Genomic DNA, 14,227 nt, shown 5'->3' on the forward strand with positions numbered 1-14,227 from the left:
AATTGACTCACAGCGGGTGCGTCGTGCTTGGTCTCCCCCCCCCACAACCAACCGGTGGGCGCGCTCCATCCTCCGAAGCCGCGCGTTCGCGACCAAGGACGTGACACCAGCCCCGCCGCGCCGAGGCGTTCAGAGCCGCCAGGTATGTCCTTTGTGGATTCCGGAAGCGTACGTTGAAAATTCAAACGTACATGCCGGACGAAAATCACCACGGAAACACTATTGACTGCCCCGGCTCGCGCGCCTTTCGGCGGCGTCGCGACAGTTCCCGGACTCGGCTGACGACCCGTGACGCGCCAAACTCTCGACGGCATTCGGCGGACGAGCGGTGCCGACAGGTCAGTCGTCCGGACCGGACACGGCGAGCGCGGCGGGCAATTCGGCCCGGCCCGTGACGCCGAGCTTGCGGTACACCTTGGTCAGCTGCTTTTCGACGGCGCGGGTGCTCACCCGGAGCGCGTTCGCGATGTCCTGGTTGGTCGCGCCGCCGACGGCGTAGCGCGCGACCCTGGCTTCGGCCGCGGTCAGCTCCCGCGCCGCCGGTGCGGGCGTGCTCGTCCGGCCGTCCCGGGGTTCGACGAGGTGGGTGGCCCCGCAGGATTCGGCGAGTTCCCAGCCTTCCCGCACCAGTCCGGCCGCCTGCCGAGGACTTCCGTGCGCGGCGAGCGCCCGGCCGAGCCGTACCTTCGCGACGGCGAGTTCGGCCTTGTTCTCCGACCGGCCGAGGAGTTCGACGGCCTCCCGCAACAACGCGACGCCGCGGTGACCGCCGAGGACGTCCGCACGGATCCGCAGCGTGCGGCCGAGCGGCCCCGGCGCGCCCCAAGCGAGCGCGGACCGGTGGTCCTCCGCCGCGATCACCTTCGCCTGCCCGAGCTCGCCCGCGCGCAGGCACAGTTCGGCGGTCATCGCCCGCCACGGGAGGATCCCGTTGCCGTACAGGCGATCCCGGTCCAGCGCGCGGCCGCAGTCCAGCGCGTGTCCGGCCGCGCGCGCGAACTCGCCGCGTTCCGCCGCGAGCATCCCGTCGAACAGCCGCCAGAACGGCCGGGTGTACCGGGCCCGGCTTCGTTCGTGCGCCGCGTCGAGCCGGTCGGTGGCCAGCCGGAGGTCCCCGGTCCGGACGGCGACCAGCGCCAGCGTCGCGGTGACCAGCTCGCCCGGCTCGTCGCCCGAGAGTTCCCACGCCTCGGCCGCCGCCGCGCGAGCCGGGCCGAAATCGCCGGTGTGCAGGTGAACCAGCGCGCTCTGCGCGCACAACCCGCGGTACACGACCGGCGCGTTCCGGGCGTGGGCGCGTTTGAGCGCCGTCTCCAGCCACAGCGCGAGCCCGGCGGTCGCGTCCGCGGCGATCAGCACCGGAACCAGCAGCGGCAAAACAGTGTGCGGGTGGTCGGCGTCGGCCGGTTCGGCCGCCAGCAGCCGGTTCGCCAGTTCCGCCGCCCGCACGGCAGGCACCGTCATCCGCTGGGCCGCCTCGTGGAGCGCGGACGCGGCCAGCTCCCGCTCGGCACACGTCGGCGGGGCCGGCTGCCGGGTGAGCGCGGCGAACCGGTCGCTGGGGCAGGGATTTCCCAGGCGTGCCTTGAGGCGCAAAGCAAGCTCGCGCTCGGCGCTGGAAAGCCGGGCGGGATCACCGAGGTCTTCGGCGGCCTGACGCACCAGCGCGGCGATGGGTTCGGGCGCGCTTCCGGGTGCCAGCGGCGCGAACGGCAGCACGGCCGCGGCGCGTTCGGCCGCGGTCGGCAGCATCGGGACGGCCTGTGCGAGGTGGCGGATCGCCGCGCCGGTGTCGTAGCGGCCTTCCACGGTGGCGAGGCCGACCAGCAGCTCCGCGCGTTCGGGGCCGTCCTGCGGGCAGTACCGCAGGGCACGCCGCAGGAATTCCACCGCCTGAGCCGGACGGCCGTCGCGGGCCGCCGCCACCGCCGCGGCCCGCACCGTCTCGACCGCCCATGTCCCTTGTGGACGGTCGACCCCGAGCAACAAGCCGGCGATCCGCTCGGCGGGATACCCGTGGTGGTGCAGCGACCTCGCCGCGGCGAGCTGCAGGTCCTCGCGGTCCGCCAGCGGCAGCAGTTCGTCGACGGCGGCGCGGACGGCGGGATGCGCGAACCGGGGCCCGGCGGGCGACGTCGTCAGCACCCCGGCCAGCCGCAGCACGCGTTCGGCGTGCCCGGCCTCGATCTCGTCGAGCCCGGCCAGTCCGGCGAGCACGTCCCGCTCGACCGGGTCGCCCACGACGGCGACGGCGGTGGCCAGTCTCAGCGCCGCGGGCGGCAGTTGGTGCAGGAAGGACAGAATCCGCTCCCGGAGCCTGCCCGGCAACGCCGAGCGCACGACGTCGGCCGAGGCACCGCGGGGCGGTGTCCCGCCCGCTTCGAGCGCGCGCAGGATCGCGGTGAGCACCATCGGGTTCCCCGCCGCGCGCTCGTGGCAGGCCGTGAGGAACTCCTCGTCCGCGTCCGCGAACACCGCCCTGACCAGCCGCGCGCTCCCCCGCGCGCTCAGCGGGCGCGGCGACAGCACTTCCCGCGCCCGCGACGTCAGCTCGGTGAGGTGGCCCGGCCCGGCGTGGTGGTCACCCCGCTGCACCGCGACCGCGATCGCCACCGGCAGGGTGGCGAGCCGGTTGGCCAGAAAACCGAGGCAGCGCAACGAAGGCAGGTCAGTCCACTGGAGATCGTCGACGAGGAGCAGCAGCGGGGCCCGCGCGGCCATGTTCGCCGCCAGCGCCCGCAGTCCTTCGCACAGCGGGTCTTCCGCGGGGTACCGGCGGACGTGGGCGGGGTCGTCGTCGAACAGCGGACGCGCGGCGGCCGCGGCCCCGCCGAGCCAGGCAGCGCGCCGGCCCGGTTCCGCCGTGCGGACCGGACGGTGGAACAGCTGCCGGACGACACCGAACGCGAAATCCCGTTCGAGCGGAGCCGCGACGGCCCGCAGGACCCGCACCCCGTCCGCACCCGCCTGCTCCGCGAAAGCGTTCAACAGCACGGATTTCCCGATGCCCAGCGGTCCGGAGACCACGACGAGGCCACCGGCGCCGCGATGCGCGGACCGCAGCACCGACGTCATGGCGGCCAGTTCCGCCGCGCGCTCCAGCAGCACTGTGCTCCTCTCCGCCCACGACCTCCGCCGCGCCGGGACCCGGCCGGACCGCACAAAGGTGCGCTTCAGCGTCGGCGTAGTGCATACAGTATACCTAAGCCAGTCGACAGTAACGGTTTTGGTGACGCCATGTTCTTCTGTGGATTCCCACAGTTACTTTGCGGCGCCGCCTTGTTACGTTCTCCCGGCGCGGCCCCGCCGGTCGCGGCGAAGCTCCCCGGTGCCGGCGCCGGGGTCAAGCGGCCTGTGCCCGGATTGGCGGCGACCCGGGCACAGGCCCCCTATTTCCCGGCGCACCGCCCCCTGTTTTCGCGGGGGAACTCCCGTGTGAACCCGCCGTTACCACCAGGCGGCCGCCACCCGGCTTTGTGGCAGATCTGGAGCGAACAGGCCTCCAGCCGGTGTGGCCTGGGCCGCTTTTTGGATGATTCCTCCAAAAGCGGGGCCACGGCATGCGTCATAGCTGACATTGGTGTACCCGCCGGTAAGAGAGCACTGTGTAGGAAGGTGCAGGCGACGCTCCGGAACCCGGAGGCGTCGCCTTCTGTGCGTACTTGGGAGGCTCTGTCGGTGTTCAGTCGTGTCGCCATCGTGAACCGCGGGGAGGCCGCGATGCGGCTCATCCACGCAGTCCGGGATCTCTCCGCGGAGACCGGGACGCGGATCGAGACCGTGGCTTTGTACACCGACGCGGACCGGACGGCGACGTTCGTGCGCGAAGCGGATCTCGCCTACTCGCTCGGCCCCGCCTCGGCGCGGCCGTACCTCGACTACCAGGTCCTGGAGCGCGCGCTGGTCGAGACCGGCGCCGACGCGGCGTGGGTCGGCTGGGGCTTCGTCGCCGAGGACCCGGTCTTCGCCGAACTGTGCGAGAAGCTCGGGATCACCTTCGTCGGGCCGAGCGCCGAGGCGATGCGCAAGCTCGGGGACAAGATCGGCGCGAAGCTGATCGCCGAGGAGGTCGGCGTCCCGGTGGCGCCGTGGAGCCGCGGTGAGGTGGCGAGCCTCGACGAGGCACTCGAAGCCGGCGCGAAGATCGGCTACCCGCTGATGCTCAAGGCGACCGCGGGCGGCGGCGGGCGCGGCATCCGCAAGGTCACCTCCGCCGGCGACCTCGCCGACGCCTACGAGCGCACCAGCCAGGAGGCACTGCGCGCGTTCGGCTCCGGCGTCGTGTTCCTGGAGCGCCTGGTCACCGGCGCCCGGCACGTCGAGGTCCAGGTGATCTCCGACGGCGAGACGGCGTGGGCGCTCGGCGTCCGCGACTGCTCGGTGCAGCGCCGCAACCAGAAGATCATCGAGGAGTCCGCGTCGCCGGTGCTCGCGCCGGAACAGACGGCGGAGCTGAAGGCGTCGGCCGAGCGGCTCGCCGTGGCGGTGAACTACCGCGGCGCCTGCACGGTCGAGTTCCTCTACCACCCCGGTGAGAAGCTGTTCGCCTTCCTCGAGGTCAACACCCGGCTCCAGGTGGAACACCCGATCACCGAGATCACCACCGGCACCGACCTGGTCAAGGCGCAGTTGCACGTCGCGAACGGCGGCAAGCTGGAGGGCCCGCAGCCCGCCGAGGCCGGGCACGCGGTCGAGGCGCGGCTCAACGCCGAGGACCCGGACCGCGACTTCGCCCCCTCCCCCGGCCGCATCGCGCGCCTCGCCCTGCCCGCGGGCCCGGGTATCCGCGTCGACACCGGGGTCAGCGAGGGCGACACCATCCCGGCCGACTTCGACTCGATGATCGCCAAGATCATCGCCTACGGCCGCGACCGCGACGAGGCACTGGCCCGGCTGCGCCGGGCGATGGCCGAAACGACCGTGATCATCGAGGGCGGCGCGACCAACAAGAGCTTCGTGCTCGACCTGCTCGACCGGCCCGAGGTCATCGACGGCAGCGCCGACACCGGCTGGATCGACCGCGTCCGCGCGGAAGGCGGCCTGGTCACGCACCGGCACTCGGCGATCGCGCTGGCCGCCGCCGCGATCGAGGCGTACCAGGACGAGGAGGACGTCGCCGTACAGCGGCTGCTGGCCACCGCGCACGGCGGACGTCCCCAGGTACAGCACGAGAGCGGCCGTCCGCTCGACCTGAAACTCCGCGGTGTCGCCTACCGCGTCAGCGTGGCGCGTGTGGGGCGGAAGCGCTTCCGCGTCGGCGTCAGCGGCGGCGGGGACTTCCAGCCCGCCGACGTCGAGATCGAGCGGTTCGACCAGCACAGCGGGCAGATCACGGTCAACGGCACGCGGTTCCGTCTCGTCACCGGGACGCACGGGCCGATCCACCTCGTCGAGGTCGACGGCGTCACGCACCGGGTCAGCCGCGACGAGGGCGGCGTCGTCCGCTCCCCCGCGCCCGCGCTCGTCGTCGCGACGCCGCTTTCGGTGGGTGACGAGGTCGATTCCGGGGCGCCGATCCTGGTGCTGGAAAGCATGAAGATGGAGACGGTGCTGCGCGCGCCGTTCCGCGCCCGCGTGCGGGAATGCCCGGTTTCGGTCGGCAGCCAGGTCGAGACCGGCGCGCCGCTGATGCGCCTGGAACCCCTAGCGGACGGGGACACCGCCGGTGAGTCCACTGAGGACAGTTCGGTCGCCGAGGTCGACCTGCCCCTGCTGCCCGACGGCACCTCGGCCGCCGACCGGGCCGCCCGCGGCCTGCAGGATCTCCGCAGCCAGCTGCTCGGCTTCGACGTCGACCCGCGCACGCTGTCGGACTATCTGGCCGCGCGTGCCGAACTCGCCGACCCCGAACGGCTTCTGGACGGCGAACTCGGCCTCCTGTCGGTGTTCGCGGAGCTGTCCGAGCTGACGCGGAACAAGCCCGCGGGCGAGGACAGCGAGCCGAACACCCCGGTGCACAGCCCCCGCGAGTACTTCCACACCTATCTGCAGAGCCTCGACGTCGAACGCGCCGGGCTGCCGGAGAAGTTCCAGGCCCGGCTGCGTCAGGTGCTCGGCCAGTACGGCGTCACCGACCTGGAGCGGACGCCCGAGCTGGAGGAGGCGGTCTTCCGGATCTTCCTCGCCCAGCAGCGCGCGTCCTCGGACGTGGCCGTCGTTTCCGCGTTGCTGCGCCAGTGGATCACCGAGGCCCCGCCCGCGGACCCGCTGCGGGAGCCCACCGGTCTCGCGCTGGAGCGGCTGGTGGCGGCCACGCAGGTGCGTTTCCCCGCGGTGTCCGACCTGGCGCGCGGCATCGTGTTCCGCTGGTTCGCCCAGCCGCTGCTGCGCCGGACCCGTGCCCGCGTCTACGCCGAGGTCCGGCGGCACCTGCGCCACCTCGACCAGCACCCGGACGCGCCGGACCGCGGCGAGCGGATCGCCGAGATGGTACGCAGCACCGAGCCGCTGGTGCGGGTGCTCGGGCAACGGCTCAACCGCGACCATCTCGACAACGCGGTCATGCTGGAGGTGCTGACCCGCCGGTACTACGGCAACAAGGGCCTCACCGCCGTGCGCACCAAGCAGGACGCCGGCTACACGTTCGTGATCGCCGAGCGCGCCGGCTCGTGCGTGGTCTCCGCCGCGGTGTCCTTCGAGGCGCTGGGCAACGCGCTCGGCGGGCTCGCGGAGCTGGCGGGCGAGAACGGCGCCGTCGACGCCGACATCTACCTCGCCTGGGAGGACCAGCCCGAGGACTTCGACGCGATGGCCGCCGCGCTGCAGGAAGTCATCGGCGCGCACCCGCTGCCGGAACAGGTACGCCGGCTCACCACCACCGTCGCGGGCAGCGGCGGCGCGGTGATGCACCACCACTTCACGTTCCGCCCGGCGACGGACGGAACGAGCGGGATGGCCGAGGACCGGCTGATCCGTGGCCTGCACCCCTACATCGCGGAACGCATGCAGCTGGAGCGGCTGAGCAAGTTCGACCTCACCCGGCTGCCGTCCTCGGACGAGGAGATCTACCTCTTCCGGTGCGTCGCGCGGGAGAACCCCGCCGACGACCGCCTCGTCGCCTTCGCGCAGGTGCGGGATCTGACCGAGCTGCGCGAGCACGACGGCAGGCTGGTCGCGTTGCCCACGGCCGAGGACGCCATCACCACCTGCCTCGACTCGATCCGGCGCGCCCAGTCGCGGCGTCCGTCGAAGAAACGCTTCACCACCAACCGGATCGTGGTCTACGTCTGGCCGCCGAGCAGCCTGACCCGGGCGGAGCTGGAAATGATCGCCGGGCGCGTGCTGCCGACCACCGCGGGCGCCGGTCTCGAGGAGATCCTCTTCATCGCGCGGCAGCGCGACGAGCGGACGGGCGAGCTGAAGAAGGTCGCCGTGCGCGTCTCGTTCGACGCGACCGGTGGTGCCGAACTGACCATCGGCGAGCCGTCGGTCGAGCCGGTCGAGCCGCTCGACGACTACCGGCAGAAGGTGCTGCGCGCGAGCGCCAGGAACACGGTGTACCCGTACGAGCTGACCTCGATGCTCGCCGGGAACCGGGGCAGCTTCGCCGAGTACGACCTGGAAAACGGCGCCCTGGTCCCGGTCGACCGGCCGCGCGGGCACAACAAGGCGGCGATCGTCGCCGGAGTGGTCAGCACGCCGACCGCCCGCTACCCCGAGGGCGTGACCCGCGTGGTGCTGCTGGGCGACCCGACGAAGTCGCTGGGCGCACTGTCCGAACCGGAATGTTCCCGCGTCATCGCGGCGCTGGACCTCGCCGAGCGGATGCGGGTCCCGCTGGAGTGGTTCGCGCTGTCCTCCGGCGCGCGGATCTCCATGGACTCCGGCACCGAGAACATGGACTGGGTGGCGGCGGCGCTCAAGCGGATCGTCGAGTTCACCCAGGCGGGCGGCGAGATCAACGTCGTCGTCTCCGGCATCAACGTCGGCGCCCAGCCGTACTGGAACGCCGAGGCCACGATGCTCATGCACACCAAGGGAATCCTGGTGATGACGCCGGATTCGGCGATGGTGCTGACCGGCAAGCAGGCGCTGGACTTCTCCGGCGGTGTCTCGGCCGAGGACAACTTCGGCATCGGCGGCTACGACCGGGTGATGGGGCCGAACGGGCAGGCGCAGTACTGGGCGCCGAACCTCGGCGCGGCGCGCGACGTGCTGATGTCGCACTACGACCACACCTACGTCGTACCCGGTGAGGTGGCGCCGCGGCGCGCGACCACGAACGACCCGTTCGACCGGGACGTCTCGGTGTTCCCGCACGCGGTTGTCGGCAGCGACTTCACGACGGTCGGCCAGATCTTCTCGGCCGAGCACAACCCGGACCGCAAGAAGCCGTTCGACATCCGGACCGTGATGCGGGCACTGTCCGATCAGGACCATCCGGTGCTGGAACGCTGGGCGGGCATGGCGGACGCGGACACCGCCGCGGTGCAGGACGTCCACATCGGCGGATGGCCGGTCTGCCTGCTGGGCATCGAATCGCGTTCGGTGCCGCGCCGCGGTTTCCCGCCCACCGACGGGCCGGACACCTACACCGCGGGCACGTTGTTCCCCCGCTCGTCGAAGAAGGCGGCGCGCGCGATCAACGCGGCCAGCGGGAACCGGCCGCTGGTGGTGCTGGCGAACCTGTCCGGCTTCGACGGCTCACCGGAGTCGCTGCGCAAGCTGCAGCTCGAGTACGGCGCGGAGATCGGCCGCGCGATCGTGAACTTCGAGGGCCCGATCGTGTTCACCGTGATCTCGCGGTACCACGGCGGCGCGTTCGTGGTCTTCTCGAAGACGCTGAACCCGAACATGACGGTGCTGGCGCTGGAAGGTTCGTTCGCGTCGGTGCTCGGCGGGGCCCCGGCGGCGGCCGTGGTGTTCACCCACGACGTCAACACCCGCACGGCGAACGACCCGCGAGTGGTCGCGCTGCAGACCCGGATCGAGGAGACCAGCGGTGCCGAACGGGCGGCGCTGACCGCGGAACTGGCCGAGACGCAGTCCTCGGTGCGTGCGGAGAAACTGGGTGAGGTGGCCGCGGAGTTCGACCGCGTGCACAGCATCCAGCGTGCCGTCGAGGTCGGCTCGGTCGACGCGATCATCAGCGCCGCCGAACTGCGACCGCGCATCATCGAGGCCATCGAACACGGCATGAAGCAGTAGGTTTCGCCGGTCCGTGAAGGCCTCCTTCACAGCGTTGAGCGCTGTGAAGGAGGCCTTCACCGCTTTCGGTGGAGTCCGGTTGGGGTAGGTGGTGCGCGCGGGCTCGTCGTGGCGGCTGCGGGTCCGGGCTGCGGCCTTGGCTGTCGCGAACGCTCCGTTCGGGACGCTCATCGTCACCATCGGGGCGTTCGCGACGTCGGGCGATGGTGCCGGCTTGCGCGGGGGAGGGCCGAGGGACGCCCTGGGTGCATCCACCGCACCGAGGGACGCCCTTGTCGCACCGCCGCACCCAGGGACGCCCTTGTCACACCCCAGACCAACTCACCCCCATACCGCATGGGGCGCTCGGCCGCTGGGATCAGTGGACGGAGTGGAGCAGGTCGAGGACTTCGGCGGCGGTGGGCAGGCGCGGGGAGTTCTTCGTGACGGCGTCGGCGACAGCCGCCTCGGCGATCACCGGGAGCAGGTCGCGGGAGGCGCCGAGGTCCCGCAGCGGGCGTTTGATCCCGATCGCCCCCGAGATCTCCCGCACGGCTTCGACAGCGGCGAGCGGACCACTGTCCACAGCAGACACACCCATCGCCTGTGCCGCGGCTTCGTAGGCGGGCGCGGCCGCTGAGGCGCTGAAGGTCATGACCTCCTCCAGCACCGCGGCCAGCGCGACGCCGTGCGCTGTCCCGGTGTGCGCTGTGAGCGCGTGCCCGATGCCGTGCACCAGCCCCAGTCCCGACACCGTCAGCGCGTGGCCCGCGAGATGCGCGCCGAGCATCAGCCGCGATCGCGCCTCGAGATCGGCGCCGTCGCGGTACGCCACCGGCAACCAGTGGCTCACCAGCGAAACCGCCTGCGTCGCGTAGGCCGCCGACAGCGGATTCGAACCTCGCGAGGCCAGTGACTCGATGCCGTGCACCAGTGCGTCCAGACCCGTCGCGGCGGTGACCGGCGCGGGCAGGCCGAGGGTCAGTTCCGGATCGAGCACGGCGATCTTCGGCTTCACCGAGGAGTGTCCGATGTAGACCTTCCGGCGGGCGCAGACGTCCTCGACGACGCCGAAGCCGTTGGTTTCCGCGCCGGTTCCGGAAGTCGTCGGCACGGCCACGATCGGCAGACCGTCCGAAGCGGACCACAGCGTGTCCGCGTCCGCCGCGACGGCGTCCGGATTCCCTGCCAGCAAGGAGATCCCCTTCGCCGCGTCCAGCGCCGAGCCGCCACCGAGCGCCACCACCGCGGCGTTCCCGAAGCGCCGCAACCGCGCGGCACCACGATCCAGCTCCACAGTGGACGGATTGGGCCCGACGTCCTCATGGACCTCGTACTCCAGGCCCGCCAGCACCCGTTCCACCCGGCCGACGATCCCCGCCGCCCGCAGCCCGCGGTCGGTGACGACGAAGACGCGGTCATGGCCCAGGGCGGCCACGAGTTCCGGCAGCTCGGCCAGCACACCAGGGCCGAACTCCAGCCGTCCGGACGGCTCCACGCTCAGCCGCATGACGTTCTCCTCAAGAAAGGTCGATCCAGGTGGTCTTGAGCGCGGTGTACGCGGCGAGCGCGTGCAACGACTTGTCGCGCCCGGCCCCGGTCGCCTTGAATCCGCCGAACGGCGTGATCACGTCGCTCGCGTCGAACGTGTTGACCCACACCGTGCCCGCCCGCAGCCGTTTCGCGACCACATGCGCGGTCCCGATGTCACGGGTCCACACCGACGCGGCGAGCCCGAACTCGGTGTCGTTGGCCAGCCGGACGCCCTCGCCGGCATCGCCGCTGTAGGGGATCACGGACAGCACCGGGCCGAAGATCTCCTCCCGTGCGATGGTGTCGTCGTTCCGCACACCGTCCACAATGGTCGGCTGGAAGTAGGTTCCGCCGGTGTCCTCGAGCACCCGGGAGCCGCCGAGCACAACCTTCCCGCCTTCGGACTGTCCGGCTTCGACATAGCCGAGGATCCTGTCCAACTGGACCTCGTCGACGATCGGGCCCATGACCGTGGCCGGATCGAGCGGGTCGCCGACGCGGAACGTCTCCTCGGTGATCCCGGCGATCTCGGCGAGCAGCCGTTCCTTCAGGGATTCGGGCACGATCAGCCGGGAACCGGCGTTGCAGGTCTGCCCGGCGTTGTAGAAGACACCCCACGCCACGGCCGAGGCCACGGCACCGATGTCCGCGTCGGGCAGGACGAGCTGCGGCGACTTCCCGCCCGCCTCCACCGAGACCTGTTTGCCGTTGGACTGTCCCGCGTAGACCTGGAACAGCCGGGCGACCTCGGCCGACCCGGTGAACGCGATCTTGTCCACCTCCGGATGACGGCCGAGCGCCTGGCCCGCCGTCTCGCCTCGGCCGGGCACCACGTTGAACACGCCGTCCGGGAGTCCCGCCTCGGTGGCCAGCCGGGCGAGGACCAGCGCGGCCAGCGAGGTCTGCTCCGCCGGTTTGAGCACCACCGAGTTCCCGGTCGCCAGCGCGGGAGCGATCTTCCACGAGGCGATCAGCAGCGCGTAGTTCCACGGCACCACCGCGCCGATCACTCCGAGCGGCTCGCGGGTCACCAGCGCGAGCGCGTCGCCGGGTGTGGGCGCGACCTCGTCGTAGGTCTTGTCGATCGCCTCGGCGTACCAGGCGATGGTCTCGGCCGTCTTGACGACGTCGACGCGCACCGACTCGGTGACCGGTTTGCCCATCTCCAGGGTGTCGAGCAGGGCGAGTTCCCCGGCGTTGGCGAGGATCAGCTCCGCCCAGCGCAGCAGGATCCGTTTGCGTTCCCGGGGTGCCGAGCCCCGCCATCGTCCGTCCTCAAAGGACTCGCGAGCCGCGCGCACCGCCCGGTCGACGTCCTCGGCGCCGCCGTCGGGGATCCGGGCGAGCACCCGCCCGTCCCGCGGCGACGTCGTGGGGAACGTGGCCGCCGAAACCGGATCGGTGAACCGGCCGCCGATGAACGGCCGCGTCTCGGGGTCGATCCGCCCGGCCGCGGCCAGCCAGTCCTGGTGCGTGCGCGTCAGCAGCGCCGCTATCGGATCCGCCACCGGTCCACCGCCTCCTCGTCGAGTTCGATACCGAGCCCCGGCGCGGCCGGGACCTCCAGCTCACCGGCCGCGTCGATCATGAGCGGCTCGGCGAGCATGAAGTCGCGGCGTTCGGGGGTCCAGCCGGGCGGGTCGTACGGGAACTCGAAGTACGGCCCGCCGCCGACGCCCGCCGAAACGTGCAGGTTGGCGAGCACCCCGATGCCGTTGGTCCAGCTGTGCGGCGTGAACGCGCGGTGCTTGAGCCGCGCCAGCTCGGCCAGTGTCCGCGCACGGTGCATGCCGACCGCGAGCACGACGTCCATCTGGTAGACGTCGAGCACGTCGTGTTCGAGGTACCGCAGCAGCTCGGGCAGCGAGTGCTGCATCTCCCCCGCCGCGATCCGGACGCCGGGGTTCTCCGCGCGTAGTGTGCGGAAGCCGTCGATGTCCTCGTACGGCAAGGGTTCTTCGACCCAGAAGACGTCCAATTCGGACAGTCGCCGCACCAGCGCTCTGGTCTTGGCCAGGTCCGAGGCCGTCGCGGTGTCCCCGGCCATCCGCCAGGACTGGTTGAGGTCGACCATGATCACGAAGTCCGGGCCGAGCGCTTCCCGTACCGCCGCCACGGTGGCGACGCCCTCGGGCGCCCGGTCGCGGTCGATCCGGATCTTCGTCGCCCGGAACCCTTCCTCCCGCGCCCGCAACGCGGTCTCGACGCGGGCTTCGGGCGATTTCAGCTCAGCCGATGAGGCGTACGCGGGCAACGAGCGGGCGGCGTTTCCGAACAGGACCGAGACCGGAAGCCCGGCGACCTTGCCGATGATGTCCCACAGCGCCACCTCCAGCGGCCAGTAGCGGCCGCCGTGGAAGTTGGCGGTCTCGATGGCCTTGACGTGCCGGACGATGGCGAGCGGGTCTTCCCCGACGAAGAGGTGCCGGACCTGTTCGAACCCGGCCATCGTGTCCCCGGAGCCGACCCCGGTGACGCCTTCGTCGGTGTGGACCCGCACGATCGTCGCGTCGAAGTACGTGCGCGGCTCGGGATCCCAAGCCGCGAGCAGGGGCGGGTCGAGCTCGAGCCGCAGCCGGTCGAGCGTGATGTCGACGATCTTCACCCGGCCGAACCTAGGAAGCCGCCGGACGCCGGGGCAAGGCCCGCGGGCACATCGCAACGCGCGTTGCGCTGCCGCCAACTCGCTACGCTGCGACCATGACGGTTCCGCGAGCGGGCGAGGGGGCCCGCCACCAGGGGCACGGCCTGCGCCGCGACCTCGACCTGCTCGAAGCGCTCGCCTCCGCCGAGGCGCAGCGCGCGGGCGGGCTGGGCGTGGTCCGGATCGCCGGGCTGACCGGCCGGGAGAAGAGCCAGGTCTCCCGCGCGCTCAAGGCGCTCGCCGAGGAGGGCGTCGTCGAACGCGATCCGGACACGCTGGAATACCGGCTGGGCTGGCGGCTGTTCTCCCTGGTCGCGCGAACCGCGGAGGACCGGTTGCTCCGCGCGGCCGAGCCGGTGATGCACGCGCTCGCGGCGGATCTCGAGGAAACCAGCCACCTGTGCGTCCTGCGGGACCAGGAAGTGCTGACGCTGCTTTCGGTTTCGGGGCACTCGTTCCGCGTGCCCGGCTGGGAGGGCAGGCGCGTGCCCGCGCACTGCACCTCGGCCGGGCGCGCGCTGCTGCTCGACGCTAGCCCCGACGAACTGTACGTCCGATTTCCCCGGCTGGAGGGGGATTTCCCACTGTCCGAAGTGCACTCTCTGCCCCAGCTGTGGGCGAAGATCCAGGAGTGCCGCCGGGACGGTTACGCCCGCGTGCGGGAGGAGTTCGAGACGGGTCTTGTCGGCGTTTCGGCCCCGATCCGCGATTTCCGCGGCCGGGTGGTGGCCGCACTCAACATCTCCGCCCCGGCAGAGCGGCTCGGGCACCGGCTCGGCGAAGCGGGCGAGGTGACCGCCACGGCGGCGGCGAAGGTGTCCGCCCACCTCGGCTGGGAGCCGTCCACCCCGCGACCGCCCGCCACACCGCCGACCTGAAGATCCGTGAAGGCCTCCTTCACAGCGCTCAACGCTGTGAAGGAGG

Annotated in this window: 6 protein-coding genes; 2 read left to right on the top strand and 4 right to left on the bottom strand. The window is 71.7% G+C overall.

The features are described 5' to 3' along the window. Nucleotides 1-339: 339 nt before the first annotated feature. Nucleotides 340-3,108, bottom strand: coding sequence for an ATP-binding protein (locus tag ACFWX1_RS09800; protein ID WP_378385721.1), 2,769 nt, complete (start codon nucleotides 3,106-3,108; stop codon nucleotides 340-342). A 570-nt stretch (nucleotides 3,109-3,678) separates the two neighbouring features. Between ACFWX1_RS09800 and ACFWX1_RS09805 the strand changes: the two genes are divergently transcribed. Beyond that, entirely contained in the window at nucleotides 3,679-9,147 is a 5,469-nt protein-coding gene (locus ACFWX1_RS09805) for a biotin carboxylase N-terminal domain-containing protein (RefSeq protein WP_378385723.1), read from the top strand. Nucleotides 9,148-9,505: 358 nt separating this feature from the next. Here ACFWX1_RS09805 and ACFWX1_RS09810 read toward each other — a convergent pair whose 3' ends face one another. The 3 genes from ACFWX1_RS09810 to ACFWX1_RS09820 are packed head-to-tail and all read right to left on the bottom strand — an operon-like array spanning nucleotide 9,506 to nucleotide 13,264. Then, nucleotides 9,506-10,636, bottom strand: coding sequence for an iron-containing alcohol dehydrogenase family protein (locus ACFWX1_RS09810; protein WP_378385725.1), 1,131 nt, complete (start codon nucleotides 10,634-10,636; stop codon nucleotides 9,506-9,508). A 10-nt stretch (nucleotides 10,637-10,646) separates the two neighbouring features. After that, nucleotides 10,647-12,167 carry an aldehyde dehydrogenase gene (locus ACFWX1_RS09815; protein ID WP_378385726.1) on the bottom strand — a complete coding sequence of 507 codons (1,521 nt, stop codon included), beginning with the start codon at nucleotides 12,165-12,167 and terminating at the stop codon, nucleotides 10,647-10,649. Then, nucleotides 12,152-13,264, bottom strand: coding sequence for a mandelate racemase/muconate lactonizing enzyme family protein (locus ACFWX1_RS09820; protein WP_378385728.1), 1,113 nt, complete (start codon nucleotides 13,262-13,264; stop codon nucleotides 12,152-12,154). Before ACFWX1_RS09820 ends, ACFWX1_RS09815 begins: the two co-directional genes overlap by 16 nt. 95 nt (nucleotides 13,265-13,359) lie before the next feature. On the opposite strand from ACFWX1_RS09820, the gene ACFWX1_RS09825 reads away from it, so the two are divergent. Next, nucleotides 13,360-14,181: an IclR family transcriptional regulator gene (locus ACFWX1_RS09825; protein WP_378385730.1), complete on the top strand. Its 822-nt coding sequence runs from the start codon at nucleotides 13,360-13,362 to the stop codon at nucleotides 14,179-14,181. Nucleotides 14,182-14,227 lie beyond the last annotated feature (46 nt).

Origin of the sequence: Amycolatopsis sp. NPDC059021 (assembly GCF_042739895.1) — a bacterium.
Taxonomy (GTDB): domain Bacteria; phylum Actinomycetota; class Actinomycetes; order Mycobacteriales; family Pseudonocardiaceae; genus Amycolatopsis.

Excerpts from the sequence above, each read along its gene's own strand:
- ACFWX1_RS09810 (WP_378385725.1), bottom strand. The coding sequence starts at position 10,636 with ATGCGGCTGAGCGTGGAGCCGTCCGGACGGCTGGAGTTCGGCCCTGGT.
- ACFWX1_RS09825 (WP_378385730.1), top strand. The coding sequence starts at position 13,360 with ATGACGGTTCCGCGAGCGGGCGAGGGGGCCCGCCACCAGGGGCACGGC.